Below are 21266 nucleotides of genomic sequence, written 5' to 3' on the forward strand. Positions count from 1 at the left end.
AGCAACGACAAGCGCAGGTAAGCTAAACGGGTGTCCTTCGGTCTCACATTCGACAAACTGCTGATCATTGGGATCATCGCTGTCTTTTTGCTTGGCCCCGACCGCCTGCCCTACTACGCCTCGCAACTTGCTCGCCTCGTCCGGTCACTGCGCGACATGGCCAACGGTGCGAAAGATCGCATGCGTGAAGAGATGGGGCCAGACTTCGACGACATCGACTGGAAGCAACTCGACCCTCGTCAGTACGACCCCCGCCGCATCATCCGCGATGCCCTGCTTGAAGAAGAGAAGCCCGCCGTGACGGTGCGCCCGGCACGATCTGCCGCCTACGCAGAACGTCAGGCAGCGCTCGCCGAACACCAAGCGCAGCTCAACTCAGGCGTGAGCGCGGGCGAGCCCGCCCCCTTCGACAACGAAGCGACCTAGCGGCGGCGCAACACCTTCAACACGGTCAGCAGGGTCACCATCATTCCCGCCATGGCCGCGAATTCGGCTCCTGAGCGGGGCAATTGCAGAATGCCATTCGATTGAGAAATTGTGCGCGATTGCACGAAACGCAGGATCCCCTCCGGCCCGTTACGGCGTCCGAGTCCTGAGTGTTTCATGCCACCCATCGGGGCATCGACACTCGAGAAGCTGCCGCGGTAACCCTCGTTGAGGTTGACGCTGCCCGCATCGAGCCGCGCGGCCACGCGGTGGGCATGAGTTAGCGAACCGCTGAAGACGGAGGCGTTGAGACCGAATTCGGAGTTGTTGGCCTGGTTGATGGCGTCGGTATCGCTCGCGACCGTCGTGATGGCGACCACCGGGCCGAAGGTTTCGTTCGCCCAGCACTCCATCTCGGCAGTGACGCCCGTCAGCACGGTCGGCGCGAAGAAGTAGGGGCCGATGTCGGGGCGCGCAACCCCACCAGCCAGCACTGTTGCACCTTTGGTGACGGCATCCTGAACATGCGCGTGAACGCGCTCCAGTTGAGCCTTAGAGGTGAGCGATCCCACATCACTCGAGTAGTCGAGGGTTGCGCTTTGCGAGAGTGCCGCAACGCGCTCGGTGAAAGCCCGCGTGAACTCTTCGGCGATTGACTCGTGCACATAGATGCGTTCGATGGAGACACACAACTGGCCCATCGAAGCGAAGCAGGCGTAGACGGCATCCGCGGCAGCCTGCACGGGGTCGGCGTCACCGAGCACGAGCAGCGGGTTCTTGCCGCCTAACTCGAGGGATGCACCGATGAGACGCCCGGCGGCGCGCTTGCCCACTGTGGTGCCCGTGGGGGTCGAGCCGGTGAAGCAGATGTAGTCGCTCGAATCGACGACGGCATTTCCGACTTGATTGCCGGGGCCAGCCACTATCGGCCAGACGGCGGCAGGAACGCCGGCATCGATGTAAGCCTCGCGAGTTGCGAGCATCGAGAGCGCGCCCTGATTGTCGATTTTTTGAATGACGGCACTGCCGGCAGCAAGAGCGGGAACAACATCCATAGCTCCCAGTGCAATCGGATAGTTCCACGGCGTCACAACACCGATCAGCTGTTTGGGGGAGTAACTCACGCGCGTCGACATCACTAGAGGGATGCCCGCCCGGCGGCGTTTGGTGGCGAGTACTCGCTCAGCCGATACCGCGTAGTACCGCGTGACCGATGCGGCTTGAAAGATCTCTTCGAAGGCCTGACCGCGGGTCTTGCCCGATTCTGTCTGCAGCAGGTCGAGCAGCTCTTCTTGACGTTCCAACAGCAGATCGTGGGCTCGCAGAAGAACCCGGCGACGGTAGGCGAACCCAGCGGCCTGCCACGCACTCTGAGCGGTGCGAGCGGATGCCGCAGCATCCCGAACATCGCGAGCAGAACTTTGCGGCAACTCATGCAGGGGTGTGCCGGTGAATGGGGCAATCACGGTGGCCGTGTCGGAGGTGGTGCACCGCAACCCGGCGACAAGAGCGTCCCGACGACGGGACCCGATCAATGAAGCAACTGTGTGAGGCGACATGTCTCAACACTACGACTGGGCACCACAATTTCGGCTGTGCATAGCGCTAGGCTCACAAAGATGACCACCGCAGCGCCGCGAGCTCTGACCCGATCCACAATCGCCACCTATGCCATTGGTTCTCTCGGCACGGGAGGCTTCAGTGCGTTGCCGGGTCTCGTGCTTGTCTACTACCTCACCGACACTCTGGGTATTGCCGCGCTCGCGGCCGGAATCTTGGTAACCACCGCCAAAGTCTGGGATGTGATTATCGATCCCGTTATTGGGGCGCGCAGTGACCGTAGCCTCGCCCACCGCGGCACGCGACGGCCCGTCATGCTGCTGGGCGCCATTGCGTTGCCAATCTTGTTTGTCGTGACCTTTGCGGTGCCTGCTGGTATCGGTCCGCTCGCCTCGGGCGTCTGGGTGTTCATTGCTTTCGTCGCAACAGCAACCGCATTCAGCCTGTTCCAAGTGCCCTATATCGCTTTGCCTGCTGAACTCACGCGCAGCTATGACGAACGCACCCGACTCTTGGCGGTGCGCGTCGTCGTGCTCACTATCGCAATTTTGCTGTTCGGTGCTGGCGCTCCTGAGATTCGTGACGCTTTTGCGGATGAACGGCTCGGGTATCTCGTCATGGCCCTCTCCGCGGCAGTGCTTATGGGCGTCTCGCTCGTGATCTCGTCGTTTGCTGCACCGCGCGGTGCCACCGCCATTGCCCCCACGGTCTCGATCGCGCAGACCTATCGAGCCGGTGTCGCTGCGCTCAAGCGCAGTCAACCGTTCCGTGCACTCTTGCTCACCTTCTTGCTGCAAGGGCTGGCAACGGGAGTCATGCTCGCGGGAGCGCAGTACGTGGCTACATGGGTACTCGACACGGGAGTCGCGATCCTCTTCGTTTCACTCATCGGCCCCGCACTGCTGTTCGCGCCGGTATGGGCCGCGATCTCGCGCCGCATTGGTAAAGAACGCGCATTCGTGTGGGCTTCCGCCTGTTACGGCGTCGGTGCGCTGCTGATCGTGCCCCAATTGTGGGTGCCAGGGGCCTGGATTTATGCGCCGGTCGCGCTCGCGGGAGCAGGCTACGCCGGCATGCAAGCCCTGCCGATGTCGATGCTCCCCGATGTGATCTCCCACGACTCTCGCCGTCACAACATCGCCTCGGCAGGAACCTTCGGGGGAGTCTGGACCGCGGGAGAAACCACAGGAATGGCCATCGGGGCGACCGTGCTCACGATCGTGCTTGCGGCATCCGGCTATCTTGAATCGGTCGCCAACCAGACGGTGACTCAGCCCGATTCGGCGATCGCCGGAATCATCATTAGCTTCAGCATCGTGCCCGCCGTCATCATTGGCCTCTCGCTGCTGACGTTCACGCGCTACCCCCTGCGTCGTCACGACATCGACGACGCCGACAACGACGAGGGCGACTCTGCCGCGACACCCGCCACCACCCCGCACCCCACCAGTGGCCTCACCACCACGGCGAACGATCAGGAGACCCGATGAAGTTCGACCATCAGCCCGCCGATATTCTCGAACGCCTCGCCGAGTTGCGAAGCGCGGATGCTCCCACCCACGGTGGGCGAGTGCTCTCGTACGTCTACGATTCGGGCCTGGCGGAACTCGACGAGCTCGCTGCGAGCGCGATCCGTGCGGTTCAGCCCGTAAACGGCCTCGACCCGACAACTTTTACGTCGGTCGCTGTCATGGAACGTGAAGTTCTTCGTTTTGCTCGTGACCTGCTCGGTGGTGATGAGGATGTCGTTGGCACCGTCACGACCGGGGGAACCGAGAGCTGCCTCTTGGCCGTCAAAACTGCCCGCGACGTATGGCGCGGGGTCGGAGCTTCGGCGCGCACTGGCACGCCGCGACTATTGGCTCCCGTGACTGTTCATGCGGCCTTCCAGAAGGCGGCTCACTACTTCGGACTTCAGCTGGATCTCGTGCCGGTTGGCCCGGGCGGTGACGTTGCTGCGGGCGATCTCATCGCACGCATGGATGATGACGTTGCTCTCGTCGTGGTCTCCGCGCCGAGTTACGCGCACGCAGCGATGGATCCTGTTGTGGAGGTCGCGGCAGCCGCATCCGAACGGGGTATTGCCTGCCACGTCGACGCGTGCATCGGCGGCTGGGTTTTGCCCTTCTGGGAGGGCGTGGAGCCGTGGACCTTTGCAGTTACTGGTGTCACAAGTATCAGCGCTGATCTGCACAAGTTCGGCTACTCGCCGAAGGGTGCTTCGGTGATTCTGCAGCGTGGGCGCGACCGCCAGCGCGAGCAATACTTCGCCACCACTCAGTGGCCCGGTTACCCGATCGTGAATCCCACAATTCTGGGGTCGAAATCGGCTGGCCCTCTCGCCGCGGCGTGGGCAATTATTCAAGCGCTGGGAACCGAGGGGCTCGCCGAGCTCTCTCGCTCCTGTGCTCGGTCTACTCGCATGCTTCGAGACGTCATCGGCGGCATTGAGGGACTTCGCGTTGTGGGCAATCCTGTAGGCCCCCTACTCGCTGTCGCAACGGACGAGTCGGTCGCTGAAGAGCGCCGCGTTGATCCGCATCACTGGGCAGATCAGGTGCGCGAGCATGGTTTCTTGCTTCAGCTGCAGCCCTCTCTCGTGCAAAGCGACGGCAGCACGTTGCCTGCGACAACTCACCTCACGGTAACGCCGGTCACCGCTGAGGTTCTCGACGAATTGAGCGTGGCTCTGACCGCCGCGGGCGACGAGGTTCGAGGCGTGCCTCCTGTCGCCGTTGAGGCGCTGCTCGCCACGTTGCCCGCTGAAGCCCTCGCCGTCTTAGGGAACCCGGATGCTGCCCCGCTCGATTCAGCGTCGGCTGCGGGCATCCTGGGCGCGCTCGGTATCGGTGCAGCCACCGGGGGACTCCCGGATCGGATGGCACCGCTACTCGCCCTCATCTCCGCGATGCCGGCGCCTCTCACACAACGATTGCTCGTCGAACTGCTTGCGCGCCTGGTCGAGCCTGAAGCGACGTAGTTCACTGGCGAGCCGCGAGAGTGGCTGCCAGGCGAGTCACTGGCTCTAGTCGAGAATGGCGGGCCGCGTCATCCACACGTCGTGTTCATCCTGGTCGTAGGGCACGAAGCCGTGACGTTCGTAGAGTCGAATTGCCGGGCTGCCCTGGAGAACCATAAGCCGGAACGGTCGCGCATCGGGGCGGGCGAGAACGTCGGCGAGAGCTCCCGTGCCGATTCCTTGACCGTGAAGACTCGTCGGCAAATAGAAGTGTTCGATCCACCGGGCATCGGTTTCGTGGCGCACCGTGATGCAGCCAGCATCGGCACCGGCTACGTGAATGATCTGGGTGTTGGCGGCGACGAAAGCATCGCTCATCCAGCGCCGAACGCGCACCGGGTCATAGAGTCCGTGGCGTTCCAGATCGTCGCGAAGCACGTCGGCGCGTAACTCAAGCAACCAATCGAGGTCGGCATCGGTGCTGGGGCGCAGAGAAAAGTTCACTTCGGAATTCTACGGCGGGCCGGATGCTGCGGACGCCTGTATGCCGAGAATCGCAGGGAGTGGCTCGTGCGCCTTAGGCAGTGTGCTCGCGCTCGAAGCGCTGGGCTTCATCCACGAGCGCTTTCACGACGGCACGAACGGAGGGGCGTTCGGCACGGTCAGGCCGCAGCAGCGCAGAAATGAGGCGCGACGACGGCACACCCTTGAGCGGCCGGGTGATGAGGCCATTTTCGCGGTCTCGAGTGGTGAAGCGCGGCAAGATCGCAATGCCGTGACCGGCCGCCACGACCGCTTCGACGATGCTGTTGTCTGTCAGCCGCTGAGCAACTTTTGCGGGGGCACCGTTTGCCGCTTCGATGCGTCGAAGAATGCGGTCGAACGGCAGCCCCGAGGGAACACCGATCCAGGTCTCGTCGATGAGGTCAGCGGGAGTGAGGGATGCCTTGCGACCGAGCGGGTGATCTTCGGGCAGCGCGACATCGAGAGACTCCCGCATGAGCGGAACCACGGCAAGCCCACGCTCGGTCCACGAGGGAAGCACGTGGGGAGAGTCGGAGACAACGACGTCGTAGTCGGCGGTCAGGTTGGCGACATCTTCGAGCACCGAGTCTTGGTCATGGCAGTCGAGGGTGAGCCCCGCAAGACGATTGATCGAATGGAAAAGGCCCGGCAGCAACATCTCACCACCCGTGGGGAAAATTGTCATCGTGACTTCACCGCGTGGCGACTCCCGAAAGTCGTTCCAGAGCGCTTCGGCCTTCTCAATAGCGGTGGCGACATCGGCCGCGGTCTGGGCCAGCGCACGCCCGGCCGACGTCAAGACGATGCCTCGGCCCACTCGTTCGGTGAGCGGAATTCCTGCCTCACGCTCCAAGATTTTCAGCTGCTGAGAGACCGCGGATGGCGTGCGCATCGTCGCCTTCGCGACAGCCGTAATGCTGCCGCGGTCGGCCAACTCGCGCAACAGCTCTAAGCGCCTGATCTCCATGTAGTTAGTCTACAAGGTTAGATAAGGAAGATCATCTTGTTCTAAAGGATTGCGGAGCGCCAGAATATAGACATGAACCTCGAACTCATCATCATCGCGGCACTAGCTGCAACCGGTATCGCAGCAACCGTGCGTGCCGTTGCAACCGACGGATACCGTCGCGTGCCCACCCGCCGCTACAACACCATGCCGTAGCCAACCGCCAGTCGGTTTACGCAACACCACAGCATTTCTGCTGTGGTGTTTTTGCGTTAACGCGTGCTGAGCCCGAGCTTGCGGCCGGCAACGCTGCGCTTGTGCGAACGGAGGGTCGCGGCAAGAGCCGTGATGGCTTGAGCTGCCGGATCCGCGGGAGCCGCAATGACCACGGGCACCCCGGCATCACCACCCTCACGCAAAGCAATGCTGAGCGGAACTGACGCGAGCACCGAGACAGGCTCTTCTGGCGTGGAGAGCTTGGCTGCGGCATCCGCCCCACCACCCGAACCAAAGAGTTCAAGCACGCTGCCGTCAGGCTGGGGGAGACCCGCCATGTTCTCAATGACGCCGATCACGCGCTGACCGGTTTGGCGCGCAACGAGCCCGCTGCGTTCCGCAACATCAGCGGCGGCCGATTGCGGGGTCGTGACAACAACCACATCGGAGTGCGGCAGCAACTGCCCGAGCGAGATCGCGACATCGCCTGTGCCGGGAGGAAGGTCAAGCAGCAGGACATCGAGGTCGCCAAAGAAGACATCAGTCAAGAACTGCTGAATCGTGCGGTGCAACATCGGCCCACGCCACGACACGGCCGTGTTGTCTTCGACAAACATGCCAATCGAAATCACCTTCACGTCATAGGCGACCGGCGGCAGAATCATCTCGCCCACCTGCGTAGGCTTTGCGCCGTGCAGGCCGAGCAACCCGGGGATCGAGAACCCGAACACGTCAGCGTCGATCACTCCGACGCGCAAGCCACTCTGGGCAAGCGAGACGGCGAGATTGGCGGTGAGCGTCGACTTGCCCACCCCGCCCTTGCCACTCGTCACGGCCACAATCTGCGTCAGCGAATCCGGCCCGAACTGCATCGTCTTCGGTTTGCCCTTGCGCAGCTTCTCCGTGAGAGCGTCGCGTTGGGCGCGAGTCATCACCGACACGTCTACCGTGACCGCCGTGATGCCGGGCACACGCTCGGTAGCCTCGCGCACATCACGTTCGATCGAGGTTGCAGCCGGGCATCCGACAATCGTCAACGTCAAGCCGACGGATGCCGCCCCCGCGTCGTCGACAGAGACCCCCGAAATCATGTCGAGCTCTGTCACGGGACGTCGAATCTCGGGATCGATCACCGAGGCAAGAGAGGTGAGTACCGCGGCTTCACGTTCAGCGTTCACGCTTCTCCGCGTCTTTAGTCTCGTCGTCCTTTTCTAGCTCCTCGAGCAGAGACCGCAGTTCTGACCTAATGAAATCTTTGCTGGCCAGATCGGTCATGGCCAGTCGTAGCGCGACAACTTCGCGCGCCAAATACTCGGTGTCGTTGAGGTTGCGCTCGGCACGCTGGCGGTCTTGCTCAATCTGCACGCGGTCGCGGTCATCCTGACGGTTCTGGGCCAAGAGGATCATTGGGGCAGCATACGACGCCTGCAACGACAGAATCAGCGTGAGCAGAGTGAAGTTGGTGGCGCGAGGGTCGAACTGAGCATCGAACGGTGCGCTCGTGTTGTAGATCAACCACACGCCAACGAAAGCCGACAAGCCCACCAAGAACCAGGGAGTGCCCATGCCGCGGGCAAAAGCCTCGGAATAGCGGCCCATGCGGTCGCGACTTTCGAACATGCCAAAACCGGTACGCAAACCCTTAGGGCTGTCGAGGCGTGCCTCGTTGCGCTGAGACCGTGGAGTGCGTCGTTTAGCGAATGCCACGTGCTGACCTCCCTGCGCGAATTTCTTTTTGCTGAACGATAGTCAGCGGTCTGGTAGATGTGTCGTCGAAACTGGCCGATTCATCGGTGGTGCTGCGCCAATCATCGGGAAGAAGATGGTCGAGCACGTCGTCAATGGTCACCACCCCAAGTAATCGATGGTTGTCATCAACAACAGGCACCGACACGAGGTCGTAGCTCGCGAGGATGCGCGACACTTCTGCCGCCGTCGTCGACGAGCGCACCGGCTCGAGCGACTGATCAATCAGCGCGCCGAGTCGCTCGTTGGGTGGATAGCGCAACATCCGTTGGAAGTGCACCATGCCAAGCAAGCGCCCTGTTGGTGGTTCGTACGGCGGCAGCGTGACACAGATTGCAGCGCCGAGGGCTGGGGCAAGTTCATGGCGACGGATGAGGGCAAGACCCTCAGCAACAGTCGCGTCAGCAGACACAATGATCGGCTCGGTCGTCATGAGTCCACCCGCCGTATCGGGGGCGTAACTGAGCAAGAAGCGCACATCTTCGGCCTCTTCGGGCTCCATGAGGTCGAGGAGGGTCTCGCCGCGCTCATCGCTGAGGTGGGCAATAAGGTCGGCTGCGTCATCCGGCTGCATCTCATCAAGAACGTCAGCAGCGCGGTTGTCGTCGAGCTTGTTGAGCAGAGCAACCTGCTCGTTCTCGGGCATCTCTTCGAGCACGTCAGCGAGGCGGTCATCGGCGAGTTCTCCCGCGACCTCCATCATGCGCTGCTCGGGCAATTCCAGCATCGCGTTGGCGAGGTCGGCGGGGAGCAGATCAGAGAAGCTTGCAACAAGTTGAGTCGCCGACTGCGCCTCACCCGTTCGTTGATTGTGCTTTATCTCATCCCACTCAGCGAAATCGGTGGGGCCCTTGGCGAAGAGCGGTGATCCGCTGGCTTTGGGGCGGCGCAAGAAGAGTTGGCTAATTTCCCACTCGCCGAGGTCGACCTCTTCGATCGCAACATCCTCGATCTGAGCCTCGCCAGAGCCATCCTGCATGCCCACACGACGGCCAAGGAGTTCTGCCATGACGCGGATCTCGCCGCCGCGCTGCTCAAAGCGGCGCAGGTTCAGTACACCCGTCGTAATAATTTGCCCAGAACCGATACTCGTCACGCGACCAATGGACAAGAAAACATGGCGTTTACCGGGAACTTCAGCGATCATTCCCACAACACGGGGGCTCGCATCGGCTCGCTCAACAACAAGGACATCGCGCACTTTACCGACGCGGTCGCCATTGGGGTCGAAGACAGAGCAGCCCACCAATCGGGCGACGAATACTCTTGAGGTGCTCACAACTAAAACCCTACCCCTGCATGGGACAATGAACTGATGAGTAATTTCAGTGGATTCTCCCGCCGTGCCCCTCTGCAGTCGAGCGTGCCCCGTGGCGACGTGCTCGCTAGCTTCTCCAGCTACACCGATGCCCAAGAGGTAATCAACAAGCTGGCCAAAGCTGAATTCGATGTCAAAGGCATCGCGATCGTCGGTCGTGACCTCACGACGGTTGAAGTGGTGACCGCGAGGCTGAGCTACGGCCGCGCCGCAATTGCCGGTGCCAGCACTGGTGCGTGGCTGGGGCTGTTCTTCGGATTGATCTCGACGATCATCTCGCCCATCACGGCACAGCAGATCGGCATCTTCTTCGCAGCCATCCTTACCGGTGCTGGAATCGGAATGATCTTTGGTGTGGTGAACTACTCGATCACCCGCAAGCGCCGCGACTACGCCGCAGCGTCACAACTGCTCGCGGAACGCTACGACATCATCATTTCCCCCGACCTCACGGCCAAGGCTCACGGAGTCTTGGGAACGTCAGCTGCGGGAATGCCCGGCGTGCACGCAGCGCCGCACGTTCCGACGCCGACCGGGTCACCTACCGCTCCGGAGCCAGAAGCGCCGGTTGACCCTGACGCGCAGCCCAAAGCGTAGGGACTTCGAAACGCAGAGCTGGCGCGCGCCGAGCTTTCGCTGACGCGCGCCTGCACGACTACGAGCGGGCGATCCACGCCTCTACGGCATCCGCTGTGCGCGGAATGTTGACAGACAGGTTCTCGGCACCATCTTCAGTAACCAGGATGTCGTCTTCGATGCGCACACCGATGCCGCGGTATTCCTCGGGAACAGTGATGTCGTCAGGCTGGAAGTAGAGGCCGGGTTCGATCGTGAAGACCATTCCGGGCTCAAGAACGCCGTCGAGGTACATGTCGCGACGGGCAGCGGCGCAGTCGTGAACGTCAATGCCGAGGTGGTGACTTGTGCCGTGCACCATGTAGCGGCGGTGGAATTGCTTGTCCGCCTCTAGCGACTCCTCAGCTGATACGGGCAGCAGTCCCCATTCGGCAGTCTTCTCAGCGATAACCCGCATTGCTTCAGCGTGGATGTCGCGGAACTTGATTCCCGGACGCACAATGGCGAACGCAGCATCCGCAGCCTCGAGCACGGCGTCGTAGACGCGACGCTGTACTTCGGTAAACGTGCCGCTGATCGGCAGCGTGCGCGTGATGTCGGCGGTGTAGTAGCTGTCGAGCTCGATGCCGGCGTCAATAAGAATGAGATCGCCGGGCTTTACCGGCCCATCGTTGCGCGTCCAGTGCAGCACGCACGCGTGGGGGCCGGAGGCAGCGATCGTGTCATAGCCGACAGTGTTGCCTTCGGCGCGAGCACGACGGTTGAACGTGCCCTCGACGAGGCGCTCGCCACGAGTGTGCTCAACGATGTTCGGCAGGTCAGCAACAACATCGTTGAAGCCCATCTGCGTTGCATCGACAGCACCGCGCATTTCAGCGACCTCATACGAGTCTTTCACGAGACGCAGCTCGCTCAAGTTGCGGCTCAGTTCGTCATCACCGTCATGCTCAAGAGCTTCAGAGTCAGCGGCGAGCAGGCGACGGCCGTCTACCTGGTCAGTGACATCGCGGTCAGCGTCACGAACGATCAGCGTTGACGCGTCAACACGATCGAGCACGGCGTCAAAATCGGCCAAGGGGGCAGTCGCGACGCCGAGATCGGTCGCCACGTTGGCGAGGGACGGACGTGGACCGGTCCAGAACTCTCCGACATCCGGGTTCGCATAGAACTCGTTCGTGTCGCGGCCGGCGGCGGGACGGAAATAGAGGGTGGCGTCGTGGCCGCTAGCGGTGGGCTCCATGACGAGCACACTGCCGGCGACAACATCCGAACCCCAGCCGGTGACGTGTGCAAACGTCGAGTGAGCCCGGAACGGGTAGTCGGTGTCGTTCGAGCGCACCTTCGCGGAACCCGCAGGAAGGATGAGGCGCTGGCCGACATGAAGCTGCGAAAGGCGCTCGCGGCGGGCAGCAGCAAACGCGGCTTGCTCGCGGGGAACCACCTCGGCGTCGACTCGCTCAGCCCACCCCGAAGAGATGAAATCAGAGAAGCCCGAAGAGTGGGGCGTCGTAGAACGGTTAGAGGTCGCGCGGGGGCTGGGAGCCGTAGAATCTGCCATACCTCTAGTGTCTCTCGTCGCGCAAGAAAACGCACTATCGCGAGCTACCCTCACGAGTCGCGAACTGCTGCAGCTGCGGCGATTCTGGCTGGGCGATTACTGAGTGCGGGAGAGTGTCGCGAGCACCGGTCGGTGGTCGCTGCCGAACCCATCGTGAGACTCGATGACGCGCATCCCGGTGGTTGTCCACTCGCTCGTGCTCATCACATGATCGATCGGGGCGCCCAGCAGCGCTGGCAACTGGGTTGGCCACGTGCCGACCGCAGCATTGTCGGAGACAGAGGCGGCATCCGTGCAACTACCGAGAGCGAAATCGGCACCGTCGGCCAGCGACGCGTAATGATCAAGTGTCGAGTTGAAGTCGCCGGCGAGGATGACGTTGCTTCCGCGACATTGTTCGGCCAGCCAGTCGAGGTCGGTGCGCCAGTTCGCCATCTCGCCGCGAACAGGGGCGACTGAGTGCACTGCGATAATCGTGGGCATCGTGGGATCTTGAGGAATGGCGACGAGGCTCGGCAGCGTCGATGTTGTTCGGGACTGGAGGTCGACGTCATATTCGCCCAGGTCGACGCTAATCAAAACAGTGGTGGAGCGTGACTTGGAAACCTGGTCGTAGGCGAGCGTGTGCACCCACATGGGCCGGTCGGCCTGTGCCATCAACTGAGCAATCTCGAAGCCCATTTCGCGCGTTGTTTCGGGCAACGTCACAACGTCGGCATCGTTCTCCAACGCCAGATCAGCAATCGCTGTTGCACCGGGTGCATCGCCCAGAGTGTTCCATGACAGCACCGTGACATCGCCTTCGGACTTGGTCTCAAAGCTCGGGCTGCCAAAACCTCGCGTCGACAGAACGATGATCGAGAGTGCGCTGAAGGCTAAACCCACCACGGCGAGTGCTGCCGCGAAACGACGCATCCGCTGCGACAACAGTGCGATGAGTGTCAGCGCGACCACGGCGAGAAAAGCAGCGGCAGCGCTCAACCCGCGCAGGGACACCACTTGAGCGATGCCGACGGTCTGTTCCAGAGAGAACAACTGGGGCCAGGCCACGACAATAAGGGCGGCAGCGGTGGCGAGTATAAAGATCGCCGCGAGGAAGCGTTGAATCATAGCCAGCTGAGCCTAGAGCAATAGGCTTACATAATGCTCAACACCCCGATCGACCTGCACACTCACAGTGCCGTGTCAGACGGTACCGAAACCCCCACTCAGCTGATTCGTTCCGCTGCTCGGGCGGGGCTTGCCACGGTAGCGCTCACTGACCACGACTCAACTGCAGGCTGGCAAGAAGCAATCTCTGCGGCAACCGTCTCGGGAATCAACGTTATTCCGGGTATGGAGCTGAGCACCAACTTCGGACCCGCGAGTGTGCACGTGCTCGCCTACCTCTTCGACCCGCTCGATCGTACGATTGTCAGCGAAACAGCCCGGATCCGCGATGGGCGCTTGCGTCGCGCTGAGCGTATCGTCGAAAAGATCGCCCGCGATTACGATCTGACGTGGGATGACGTGCTCGCCGAATCATCCGACGGCACGACTCTGGGGCGCCCGCACATTGCTGACGCGCTCGTACGCAAAGGGCACGTCGCGAATCGCAGCGCAGCATTCGAAAGCATTTTGCACTGGCAGGGTGGCTACTACGAGAAGTACTACGCGCCCAGTCCGCTTGAGGGGGTGAAGATGATCGTCGGTGCCGGGGGAGTGCCCGTGCTCGCGCATCCGGCCGCCCACGGAAAATACCGACCCATGGATGACTCGGTCATCCGTGAACTCGTTGATAACGGGCTCTTCGGCCTTGAAGTGCACCATCGCGACAACACTGACGAGGGCAAGGCCTGGTTGATGACCGTCGTGAAAAAATTTGGGCTCGAAGTCACCGGCTCCAGTGATTATCACGGTGAAGGTAAGCCGAACCGACTCGCCGAGAACACAACCGCCCCCGAGGTTGTGGAGAAACTTATCGCCAGAGCGACAGGCTCGAAACCGTACATTGTGGGCGCTAACCCCGCCGAGGAAGAGGAAAAATGAGCACCAACGCCGAACAGTGGAACGCACTCACTCCCGAATTGCTCCGCAGCCGGGGAAGCAACAAGTGGACCGCGCCTGAAGGCGAACTGCTGTGTGCCGGTGTCGCCGAAATGGACTACGGCACCGCCCCCGCCGTGCTTGAGGAATGGGCCGCGGTCGCCGAGCGATTCGGCTTCGGCTACCCCGATGAGTCAGTCGCCCTCGAAATGAACGCGGCGACAGCGAAATGGCACCATGAACAGTACGGCTGGGAGGTGGATGCCGCTCACGTGCACCCGCTGCCCGACGTGCTCACGGGGCTCAAGCTGGCCATCACGCAGTTCAGTGCGCCTGGAGCGGCCGTCATCGTGCCGACTCCCGCGTACATGCCGTTTCTGACAGTGCCCAAGGACCTAGGCCGCGACGTCATCGAGTCGCCAATGCTGCGCGGCGACGACGGCAGCTTCGCCCTCGATCTCGACGACATCGCTCGACACTTCGCTGCCGGCGCCAACCTGCTCATTCTTGCCAACCCCGGTAATCCGACCGGCAAGGTTTACTCCCGTCAAGAGCTCGTTGCGCTCGCCGACGTTGCCGATGCCCACGGTGCACGCGTCTTCAGCGACGAGATCCACTCGCCCCTCACTCTCTTCGGCAACAAGCAAGTACCGCTCGCAAGCGTCTCGGATGCCGGCGCGCGCGTCGCGATCACCGCCACGAGCACGTCGAAGGCGTTCAACTTGCCCGGGCTCAAGTGCGCGCAGATCATCCTCAGCAACGATGCCGACCGTGCACAGTGGGATTCACTGAACTGGCTCGAGACACACGGTGCAAGCACACCCGGGATGAAGCTCAACACCGCCGCCTATCTCGGTGGCGAGCCGTGGTTGCGCGAAGTGCGCGAATACATCGAAGGCAACATCGAGTTCGCGCGAGCGGCGCTCGCCGAGCACTTGCCCGAGGCACGCATGGCCCCGATGCAGGGCACCTATCTGGCGTGGCTCGACTTGCGCGCCTACTCGGATGAGCCGGAACTTGCGGAGATGCTGGCCGAGAAGGCGGGCATCCGAGTCAATGGAGGTGTGGGCTACGGTGCTGTCGGCGCTGGCCATATTCGTGTGAACTTGGCGACGTCGCGCCCGATTCTTGAGCGGATTATCACGCAGCTTGCCGCGGCGATGTTGGCTTAGAGCGCTTCGGCTGTCTCGCGCCACTCGGCGAGGGACAGCCGGTGTTCTAGAGAATCGAGGATGAGCTCTAGACCGATCTCAAACTCGTTTGAATAGTTGTAGCCGGGCAGCATCGCGTGCCCGATAGCCATTTCGGTCAGATGGGGAAACTCACCGACGGGCATGTCGGTGACGATTGCTTCGGCGACTTCGGTGAGCTCTTCTGAGCTGTCGAACGGCAGACTGAGTTCTTGAAGCACGAACCCGTAGATGTAGCTGTCGAGAGCAGAAAAAGCGTGAGCGGCTCCGGCGATGGAGAAGCCGCCGGCGCGAAGCACGCCGATTACCGCGTCGTGGTGGCGGAGTGTGGCGAGTCCCGGGTCGCGGCGGGAATCCATGAGGCCGATGGCCCAGCGATGGCGCACGAGCACGTTCCGGGCGGAGACTGCGCGGGCGTGCATCGCAGTGCGCCACCCGTGTTGCGTGGTGGGGAGGTCGATTTCGGCGAAGACGAGGTCAACAAGGCCGGTAAGGATCGCCTCTTTATTGGGTACGTGGTAGTAGATCGACATCGCCTCGACCCCAATGCGGTCAGCCAACTTTCGCATGGTGAGCGCGTTGGAGCCTTCCGCATCAGCAAGTTCGAGGGCTGCAGCGAGCACAGCATCGCGAGTGATGGGGGTGCGTTTCTGCGCTGAGCGCGCTTTGTTTTTTTCCGGCACTACTCCTGTGCTCCTTTCGTCGAGCTCTTGACTATCTTACTGCGTAAGGTAGTCTTACAGCGTAAGGTCACTTGAGAGGAAACCATGACCAGTCCCGAAATCGACCGTCCAACTCCCGAGACACCACGTCAGCGCGTGTGCATTGTCGGCATCTCCGGCAAGCTCGGCCAGTATCTGGCCACCCACGCCCTGGATCGCGGCTACGAGGTCGTCGGTGTATGCCGCCCCAAAAGTGTGTCGAAACTCGAACACTTCGGCGATCGAATCACGGTGCTCCCCGGCGAGACCTCCGATCGCAGCGTCATCGAGCAAGCAGTCGCGGGGTGCACAGCGGTTCTGACAGTGCTTGCGCCGTGGGGTGTGCGGGACTACTCGTCGCGCACCGCGCAGGCCGTACTCGACTATGCCCCCGGTGATGCCCGGCTCATCTTTTCGTGCGGCTGGCACGTGCGTGCGAGCGCTCACGATTTTTACTCGCGTCGGTTCCTTGCCACCGTTGCCGTCGCATCCTGGCTCGCTAAGGCGGTCCGGGCTGTGGACGTCGCTGACCAAATTCGTGCAGCCGAGCGCATCTTCGCTAGCGCTTCACGCTGGACGCTCGTGCGGGGAAGTGACCTCGAAGAGGGCCCGAGTGAGGGGCTGCCCGTGTGGAGCTCTGCAGTCGGTTCGCCGATCTTGGAGAGCAATCTCACGCGCCGTACCGACTTTGCCCTCTTCATGGTTGAGGCCATCACCAACGACGCCCTCATCGGCCAAGCACCAGCAATCGTTGGATGCCGCAGCGAATCCGCCCTCGCGCAGCAATCGGCGAGCGTGCCACACTGATCGCATGAGCGTTGTCGAGAACTCCAAACTGACCATCGTGGGTGCCGGGAGCGTGGGCGCGAGTGCTGCTTACGCCGCTCTGATCAGGGGGTCGGCCCGGCAGATTGCGCTCTACGACATTGCGACCAAGAAGGTGGATGCCGAGGTGCTCGATCTCGCCCACGGTACGCAGTTCACAGGGTCGAGCCAGATCATCGGCGGTAGTGACATTTCTGTCGCTGCGGGCTCACACGTCGTTGTCATTACGGCGGGAGCCAAGCAGAACCCCGGCCAGACTCGACTCGAGCTTGCTGATGTCAACGCTCGGATGCTCGGCTCGATGATCCCGCAACTGATGGAGGTCGCGCCCAACGCCATCTACGTGATCGTCACGAACCCCTGCGACGTACTTACCGTGCTCGCGCAGGAGCAGTCCGGGCTGCCCCCTGAACGACTCTTTGCCTCGGGCACTGTGCTCGACACTTCCCGACTGCGCTGGAAGCTTGCGGAGCGGGCCGGAGTGTCGCCCTCCAGCGTTCACGCCTCAATCATCGGTGAGCACGGTGATTCAGAGTTTCCGCTGTGGTCGCGAGCCACGATTGGCGGTGTTCCCGTTCTCGAATGGCAGCGTGACGGGCATCCGCGCATGACAGAAGCTGAGCTCGACGAGATCGCGATCGGAGTTCGCGACGCCGCCTACAAAGTGATCGAAGGCAAGGGAGCGACCAACTACGCGATCGGTTTATCGACGGCGCACATTGTTGAAGCAATTCTTGGCGACAAGCATTCGGTCATGCCGGTGGCGCCGGTGCTGACCGATTTTCATGGAATCAGCGGTGTCGCGCTCTCGGTGCCGTGCATCGTGAGCGCTTCGGGAGCTACCCCAATCAAAGAGACCACGTTTAGTGAGAAAGAACTGCGGCTTCTCACCGAGTCAGCGTCGGCACTCCGTGGTGCTGCGGAGTCACTTCGAGCGTAGGGGTGACCTCGCGCGAGATCGTACCCCGGCAATCCTCGATGACGTCGCGCAGAAGTGCTCTCAATCGCTGATTGACGTCGGGGGTGCACGCGTTAGCGATTCCGACTACAGACGTGCGGATGATCGACTCAATCATTCTCGTGACCGCACGACCGTGGCCGTCGACGCGATACTCCGCGCTGAACTTTTTCGCCCACTGCTCTGCTGCGGGAGCCTGAGCGAAAGCCGAGGCAACCCCATTCGCGAGTTCAGAGCCGTCAGCGGGCTCGAGTTCTGCCAGTCGCGCTTGAGCGGCCATGATGCCGACGGCGAGAGCACGTTGACGGCCCTCGCTGGCCACAGGCAGGGCCGATATCGCGGCGAGCAGTGCGACGCGGAGCTCGACTCGAGGGTCGGTGCTTGTCACGCCGATCACTGACGGGATGAGGTCAGCTAGTTCTGAGCGGTACTGGTCTGACGTGCAGTCGTTGACGAGTCGTGCGAGGAGAGCGAGCGACGGGTGCGTGCACGCGGGGTGATCGCTCCACTTTTCTCCGGCGAGGTAGGAGGCAAACTCCATGAAACATCCACCTCGGCGTGGAGTTCGATGCCGCCCCACCGAGAGAACAGGCATGAAGTCCGGCAGATAGTTCTTCTCGTGCGCCAACATTGTTTCTCCTCCGTGGCTACCGCGCTGTGAGGAACATTTTTTCTATTGTGCGCCTGTTGTGGCCATAAAACCAGTGCCTTAAACAGCCGTCCGCTTCAATGCAGAAAGCCCCGCACAAAGTGCGGGGCTTTCTTTTCACAGTTGAGGCTGGAGCGAACTAGGCGGTGGGGGGAGCGCTCGGTGCGCCTTCGCTGCCGCCGCGGCGACGACGAGTGCGTTTGCGGCGAGCAGGAGCTCCGCCGTCGTGCGTGCCGCCACCTTCGGGGCGAGTGTTGTCGTCAGCGGCGCGTGCGCTGGCGACCGAACCGCCCTCGCTCGAGCGCGATCCTGAACCGGATGCCGAACCAGACCCTGAACGGGTGCGGTTACGAGGCGGACGCGACGAGTCGGTTGAGCGCTGTGAACCACGACCGCCGCCTGATCCCGATCCGGAACCTGAAGCGGCGCCACTGGCGCGGACAACTGGCGCGTGAGAGCCAGGAAGGCGTCCCTTGGTTCCCTCAGGAATGTCGAGGTCGCTGAAGAGGTGCGGGCTCGACGAGTAGGTTTCGACGGGCTCGGGGATGCCCATTTCGAGCGCCTTGTTGATGTGCGTCCACTTGAGCATGTCTGCCCAGTCCACGAACGTGACAGCAACACCGGTCTTGCCAGCACGGCCGGTACGACCGGCGCGGTGCAGGTAGGTGTCGTGGTCGTCAGGGATGGTGTGGTTGATGACGTGGGTGACGTCGTTGACGTCGATGCCTCGTGCCGCAACATCCGTCGCGATAAGAATGTCTTTCTTGCCGGCCTTGAATGCGGCCATGGCGCGCTCGCGCTGCTCCTGGTTGAGGTCACCGTGCACGGCGGCGGCGTTGAAGCCGCGGTCGTTGAGCTCTTCAACGAGTTTGGCTGCTGCACGTTTGGTGCGCGTGAAGATCACGGTCTTGCCGCGGCCTTCAGACTGCAGGATGCGCGCGATGACTTCGTCTTTATCGAGGTTGTGTGCGCGGTATACGACGTGCTTGATGTTCTTCTGCGTCAGTCCCTCATCGGGGTCAGTGGCGCGGATGTGGATCGGCTTGTTCATGAAGCGACGAGCGAGAGCCACGATCGGGCCGGGCATCGTTGCGGAGAACAGCATCGTGTGGCGGGTGGGAGAAGTCTGAGCAAACAGCTTCTCGATGTCGGCGAGGAAGCCGAGGTCGAGCATCTTGTCTGCCTCATCCAGAACCATCACCTTGATGTCTTTGAGGGAGAGCATGCGTTGGCTTGCGAGGTCGAGCAAACGACCAGGCGTTCCGACGATGACTTGTGCGCCGGCCTTGATCTGTTCGACCTGACCTTCATAGGCCTTGCCGCCGTAGATTGCGGCGATCTTGGTTGAGCGGTTGGATGCTGCGAGCACGAGGTCTTCAGCTACCTGAACACACAGTTCGCGAGTGGGCACCACGATGAGTGCCTTCACCCCGGGCTCAGGGTCGGTGCCGAGAGACTGCAGCACGGGAAGCCCGAAGCCGAGGGTCTTGCCGGTACCTGTCTTGGCCTGACCAATAATGTCTTGACCGGCGAGGCCCATGGGAATGGTTTGAGTTTGGATCGGGAACGGTTCGAGGATGCCCTTGGTTGCAAGAGCATCGACCATGTCCTGATCGATGTTGAGTTCTGAAAATGTCACGTATGAAGCCCGTCTAGGTGCGATGCGCCCTTTTTGACCTGGGGCGCCGGACCCCCTCCAGATTCGGGGGGATGCCCGCAGTTTAGCGGGTTGCGCTGGGCTGAAGCCGTGAAGCCGGGCGGCGAGGCGAGTCGTTGCAGCCGCGCCTAGCACAAAGACGCTCTAAGCTAGCTGCGTGGTTAAGTGGTTTTCGCGCAAGCCAGGTCGCATCGAAGTGCCTCGCCTTCGGTCACGATCTGACGTTTCCGCGACTGAAAAAGTAGCCCTAGCGGAGTTCGCTCCCGACACTCTCGCCTTCCTCGGCCGCGCAGCCTATGTGCAATTGATGATCTTCGAAAACCTTTCGCGAGTGATTTCGACGGCGCCAACGACGGCCGCCAAAACAGCAATCGGCAAAGCCGCCGAACTGTCAATGGCGAAGCACCGCAAGCTGGTCGACGAGATTACGAAGGCTGGCGGCACGCCCGCCGAAGTGATGGATTCGTTCACTGACGAGGTCGACGAGTTTGACCGCATAGCTCGCGGCGCTGACTGGTACGAATCATTGCTCTCGGCGTATTTGAGCGCCGGTTTCTTCGACGACTTTTATGCTCGCCTTGCGGCGGGGCTCCCCACCGAATCTCACGCGCGGCTTGTTGAAGTGTTTCGTGCAGAGTCGGGCGAGAAAGTTCTCGCCGAGTTCTTGCAGGCAGCAATAGACGCCAACCCGCGGCTCGATTCTCGACTCGCCATGTGGGGCCGTCGTCTCATGGGCGACATGATGTTGCTTGCACGGTCTGCGCTGGTCTTCCCCGACCACACTCGCACCACCGAAGCGCAGGTCGAACCTGTCTTTACCGAACTCGTGGCTGCGCACACGCGTCGAATGGACGCGCTCGGTCTGACCGCCTAGTTGCGGCGCGAGAGTGCTTCGAAGGCACGCGCATCGGCGGCTTCGCGGTGGCGCGGAAGCAGAATCGCGGTAGCGAGAGCTGCACCTACACCGGCGATAAGGCTGGCAACCCAGATCCAGGTTCCGTCGAAGGTGAGGCCGACCCAGACAAGGGCGACCCAAATCGTCGCGGTAACGGCAGCGCCCACGGCGGGCAGCAACGCCATTCCGTACATGCCGCGCGAGGGCAGCAGGTAGCGCACGATGGTCGCGAGCGATGCACCGATAACGGTGACGAACAGCAGTTCCACTGTTAGGCCACGAAACCGATGCGGCGCGACTCTTCTTCGCCAAGTTCGACGTAGGCCACGGCCGCGGTCGGAACGATGTAGAGCTTGCCCTTGGCGTCGCGCAGGCTCACGTACTTGGCATCCGAGTTCAATGCCTCGGCAATGATCGACTCAACCTCGCTCGACGACTGTGCCGACTCGAAGTTGATCTCACGGGGGCTGTTGTTGATACCGATGCTTATGTCCACGAACACAGATTACGACACAACGCGAGTCGATGAATGTCCC

General features: G+C 61.9%; 23 protein-coding genes. 10 read left to right on the forward strand and 13 right to left on the reverse strand.

Going from position 1 to position 21266, the window contains the following annotated elements; genetic code table 11:
- The first annotated feature begins 30 nt into the window (after window positions 1–30).
- Window positions 31–426 (forward strand): Sec-independent protein translocase TatB, encoded by a 396-nt coding sequence (locus AACZ26_RS10665; protein ID WP_339621422.1) that lies wholly within the window; start codon window positions 31–33, stop codon window positions 424–426.
- Here AACZ26_RS10665 and AACZ26_RS10670 read toward each other — a convergent pair.
- The gene (locus AACZ26_RS10670) at window positions 423–1985 is read right to left on the reverse strand and encodes a succinic semialdehyde dehydrogenase (protein ID WP_339621424.1); all 1563 of its coding nucleotides are present in this window, start codon (window positions 1983–1985) and stop codon (window positions 423–425) included. The two genes, AACZ26_RS10665 and AACZ26_RS10670, sit on opposite strands and share 4 nt — an antisense overlap.
- Before the next feature lie 60 nt (window positions 1986–2045).
- Here AACZ26_RS10670 and AACZ26_RS10675 point away from each other — a divergent pair, with 60 nt between their 5' ends.
- Both AACZ26_RS10675 and AACZ26_RS10680 read left to right on the forward strand, forming a co-directional pair.
- Complete coding sequence (locus tag AACZ26_RS10675) at window positions 2046–3476, forward strand: MFS transporter (RefSeq protein ID WP_339621425.1); 1431 nt, start codon at window positions 2046–2048, stop codon at window positions 3474–3476.
- On the forward strand, window positions 3473–4966 hold the full coding sequence (locus tag AACZ26_RS10680) for an aminotransferase class V-fold PLP-dependent enzyme (protein ID WP_339621426.1): 1494 nt from the start codon (window positions 3473–3475) through the stop codon (window positions 4964–4966). The genes AACZ26_RS10675 and AACZ26_RS10680 overlap by 4 nt, the downstream gene beginning before the upstream one ends.
- 45 nt (window positions 4967–5011) lie before the next feature.
- Here the strand turns inward: AACZ26_RS10680 and AACZ26_RS10685 are convergent, their stop codons facing one another.
- Both AACZ26_RS10685 and AACZ26_RS10690 read right to left on the reverse strand, forming a co-directional pair.
- Complete coding sequence (locus AACZ26_RS10685; protein WP_339621427.1) at window positions 5012–5449, reverse strand: GNAT family N-acetyltransferase; 438 nt, start codon at window positions 5447–5449, stop codon at window positions 5012–5014.
- Between the two features lie 73 nt (window positions 5450–5522).
- The gene (locus AACZ26_RS10690) at window positions 5523–6437 is read right to left on the reverse strand and encodes a LysR family transcriptional regulator (RefSeq protein ID WP_339621430.1); all 915 of its coding nucleotides are present in this window, start codon (window positions 6435–6437) and stop codon (window positions 5523–5525) included.
- A gap of 72 nt (window positions 6438–6509) precedes the next feature.
- On the opposite strand from AACZ26_RS10690, the gene AACZ26_RS10695 reads away from it, so the two are divergent.
- Window positions 6510–6632 carry a hypothetical protein gene (locus AACZ26_RS10695; protein WP_339621432.1) on the forward strand — a complete coding sequence of 41 codons (123 nt, stop codon included), beginning with the start codon at window positions 6510–6512 and terminating at the stop codon, window positions 6630–6632.
- A 56-nt stretch (window positions 6633–6688) separates the two neighbouring features.
- Here the strand turns inward: AACZ26_RS10695 and AACZ26_RS10700 are convergent, their stop codons facing one another.
- Genes AACZ26_RS10700 through AACZ26_RS10710 form a run of 3 tightly spaced genes read right to left on the reverse strand, consistent with a single transcriptional unit; the run spans window position 6689 to window position 9657 of the window.
- Window positions 6689–7810 carry a P-loop NTPase gene (locus tag AACZ26_RS10700; RefSeq protein ID WP_339621435.1) on the reverse strand — a complete coding sequence of 374 codons (1122 nt, stop codon included), beginning with the start codon at window positions 7808–7810 and terminating at the stop codon, window positions 6689–6691.
- On the reverse strand, window positions 7800–8339 hold the full coding sequence (locus AACZ26_RS10705) for a DUF1003 domain-containing protein (protein WP_100389760.1): 540 nt from the start codon (window positions 8337–8339) through the stop codon (window positions 7800–7802). Before AACZ26_RS10705 ends, AACZ26_RS10700 begins: the two co-directional genes overlap by 11 nt.
- On the reverse strand, window positions 8326–9657 hold the full coding sequence (locus AACZ26_RS10710; RefSeq protein ID WP_339621439.1) for a magnesium transporter MgtE N-terminal domain-containing protein: 1332 nt from the start codon (window positions 9655–9657) through the stop codon (window positions 8326–8328). Before AACZ26_RS10710 ends, AACZ26_RS10705 begins: the two co-directional genes overlap by 14 nt.
- A 36-nt stretch (window positions 9658–9693) precedes the next feature.
- On the opposite strand from AACZ26_RS10710, the gene AACZ26_RS10715 reads away from it, so the two are divergent.
- Window positions 9694–10293, forward strand: a complete 600-nt coding sequence (locus tag AACZ26_RS10715; protein ID WP_339621440.1) for a general stress protein — start codon at window positions 9694–9696, stop codon at window positions 10291–10293.
- A gap of 58 nt (window positions 10294–10351) precedes the next feature.
- Here the strand turns inward: AACZ26_RS10715 and AACZ26_RS10720 are convergent, their stop codons facing one another.
- Together AACZ26_RS10720 and AACZ26_RS10725 are read right to left on the reverse strand one after the other, a co-directional pair.
- Complete coding sequence (locus AACZ26_RS10720; RefSeq protein WP_339621441.1) at window positions 10352–11830, reverse strand: aminopeptidase P family protein; 1479 nt, start codon at window positions 11828–11830, stop codon at window positions 10352–10354.
- 96 nt (window positions 11831–11926) lie between these two features.
- Window positions 11927–12940, reverse strand: coding sequence for an endonuclease/exonuclease/phosphatase family protein (locus tag AACZ26_RS10725; protein ID WP_339621442.1), 1014 nt, complete (start codon window positions 12938–12940; stop codon window positions 11927–11929).
- Window positions 12941–12973: 33 nt separating this feature from the next.
- Between AACZ26_RS10725 and AACZ26_RS10730 the strand changes: the two genes are divergently transcribed.
- Together AACZ26_RS10730 and AACZ26_RS10735 are read left to right on the forward strand one after the other, a co-directional pair.
- The gene (locus AACZ26_RS10730; RefSeq protein WP_339621443.1) at window positions 12974–13858 is read left to right on the forward strand and encodes a PHP domain-containing protein; all 885 of its coding nucleotides are present in this window, start codon (window positions 12974–12976) and stop codon (window positions 13856–13858) included.
- Window positions 13855–15027 (forward strand): aminotransferase class I/II-fold pyridoxal phosphate-dependent enzyme, encoded by a 1173-nt coding sequence (locus tag AACZ26_RS10735; protein ID WP_339621445.1) that lies wholly within the window; start codon window positions 13855–13857, stop codon window positions 15025–15027. Before AACZ26_RS10730 ends, AACZ26_RS10735 begins: the two co-directional genes overlap by 4 nt.
- Here the strand turns inward: AACZ26_RS10735 and AACZ26_RS10740 are convergent.
- Entirely contained in the window at window positions 15024–15728 is a 705-nt protein-coding gene (locus AACZ26_RS10740; protein ID WP_339621447.1) for a TetR/AcrR family transcriptional regulator C-terminal domain-containing protein, read from the reverse strand. The two genes, AACZ26_RS10735 and AACZ26_RS10740, sit on opposite strands and share 4 nt — an antisense overlap.
- An 84-nt stretch (window positions 15729–15812) precedes the next feature.
- Here AACZ26_RS10740 and AACZ26_RS10745 point away from each other — a divergent pair, with 84 nt between their 5' ends.
- Window positions 15813–16553: an NAD(P)H-binding protein gene (locus AACZ26_RS10745; RefSeq protein ID WP_339621449.1), complete on the forward strand. Its 741-nt coding sequence runs from the start codon at window positions 15813–15815 to the stop codon at window positions 16551–16553.
- Between the two features lie 4 nt (window positions 16554–16557).
- Window positions 16558–17511 (forward strand): L-lactate dehydrogenase, encoded by a 954-nt coding sequence (locus AACZ26_RS10750; protein ID WP_339621451.1) that lies wholly within the window; start codon window positions 16558–16560, stop codon window positions 17509–17511.
- On the opposite strand, the gene AACZ26_RS10755 is transcribed toward AACZ26_RS10750, so the two are convergent.
- The gene (locus tag AACZ26_RS10755; RefSeq protein ID WP_339621453.1) at window positions 17459–18070 is read right to left on the reverse strand and encodes a hypothetical protein; all 612 of its coding nucleotides are present in this window, start codon (window positions 18068–18070) and stop codon (window positions 17459–17461) included. The two genes, AACZ26_RS10750 and AACZ26_RS10755, sit on opposite strands and share 53 nt — an antisense overlap.
- 247 nt (window positions 18071–18317) lie before the next feature.
- Window positions 18318–19817 carry a DEAD/DEAH box helicase gene (locus AACZ26_RS10760; protein WP_339621455.1) on the reverse strand — a complete coding sequence of 500 codons (1500 nt, stop codon included), beginning with the start codon at window positions 19815–19817 and terminating at the stop codon, window positions 18318–18320.
- Between the two features lie 175 nt (window positions 19818–19992).
- Here AACZ26_RS10760 and AACZ26_RS10765 point away from each other — a divergent pair, with 175 nt between their 5' ends.
- Window positions 19993–20709 carry a ferritin-like fold-containing protein gene (locus tag AACZ26_RS10765; protein ID WP_339621457.1) on the forward strand — a complete coding sequence of 239 codons (717 nt, stop codon included), beginning with the start codon at window positions 19993–19995 and terminating at the stop codon, window positions 20707–20709.
- Here AACZ26_RS10765 and AACZ26_RS10770 read toward each other — a convergent pair.
- Both AACZ26_RS10770 and AACZ26_RS10775 read right to left on the reverse strand, forming a co-directional pair.
- The gene (locus AACZ26_RS10770) at window positions 20706–20999 is read right to left on the reverse strand and encodes a hypothetical protein (RefSeq protein ID WP_339621459.1); all 294 of its coding nucleotides are present in this window, start codon (window positions 20997–20999) and stop codon (window positions 20706–20708) included. The genes AACZ26_RS10765 and AACZ26_RS10770 overlap by 4 nt on opposite strands.
- A 2-nt stretch (window positions 21000–21001) precedes the next feature.
- Window positions 21002–21226: a DUF3107 domain-containing protein gene (locus AACZ26_RS10775; protein WP_339621461.1), complete on the reverse strand. Its 225-nt coding sequence runs from the start codon at window positions 21224–21226 to the stop codon at window positions 21002–21004.
- Between the last annotated feature and the right edge of the window lie 40 nt (window positions 21227–21266).

The organism is uncultured Salinibacterium sp. (assembly GCF_963974405.1).
GTDB lineage: Bacteria > Actinomycetota > Actinomycetes > Actinomycetales > Microbacteriaceae > Rhodoglobus.

Bases quoted from the DNA above. Each gene is read 5' to 3' on its own strand.
- AACZ26_RS10735 (WP_339621445.1), top strand. From the start codon at position 13,855: ATGAGCACCAACGCCGAACAGTGGAACGCACTCACTCCCGAATTGCTC.
- AACZ26_RS10755 (WP_339621453.1), bottom strand. From the start codon at position 18,070: ATGGAGTTTGCCTCCTACCTCGCCGGAGAAAAGTGGAGCGATCACCCC.
- AACZ26_RS10715 (WP_339621440.1), top strand. From the start codon at position 9,694: ATGAGTAATTTCAGTGGATTCTCCCGCCGTGCCCCTCTGCAGTCGAGC.
- AACZ26_RS10720 (WP_339621441.1), bottom strand. From the start codon at position 11,830: ATGGCAGATTCTACGGCTCCCAGCCCCCGCGCGACCTCTAACCGTTCT.
- AACZ26_RS10690 (WP_339621430.1), bottom strand. From the start codon at position 6,437: ATGGAGATCAGGCGCTTAGAGCTGTTGCGCGAGTTGGCCGACCGCGGC.
- AACZ26_RS10730 (WP_339621443.1), top strand. From the start codon at position 12,974: ATGCTCAACACCCCGATCGACCTGCACACTCACAGTGCCGTGTCAGAC.
- AACZ26_RS10725 (WP_339621442.1), bottom strand. From the start codon at position 12,940: ATGATTCAACGCTTCCTCGCGGCGATCTTTATACTCGCCACCGCTGCC.
- AACZ26_RS10670 (WP_339621424.1), bottom strand. From the start codon at position 1,985: ATGTCGCCTCACACAGTTGCTTCATTGATCGGGTCCCGTCGTCGGGAC.
- AACZ26_RS10680 (WP_339621426.1), top strand. From the start codon at position 3,473: ATGAAGTTCGACCATCAGCCCGCCGATATTCTCGAACGCCTCGCCGAG.
- AACZ26_RS10695 (WP_339621432.1), top strand. From the start codon at position 6,510: ATGAACCTCGAACTCATCATCATCGCGGCACTAGCTGCAACCGGTATC.
- AACZ26_RS10750 (WP_339621451.1), top strand. From the start codon at position 16,558: ATGAGCGTTGTCGAGAACTCCAAACTGACCATCGTGGGTGCCGGGAGC.
- AACZ26_RS10675 (WP_339621425.1), top strand. From the start codon at position 2,046: ATGACCACCGCAGCGCCGCGAGCTCTGACCCGATCCACAATCGCCACC.
- AACZ26_RS10745 (WP_339621449.1), top strand. From the start codon at position 15,813: ATGACCAGTCCCGAAATCGACCGTCCAACTCCCGAGACACCACGTCAG.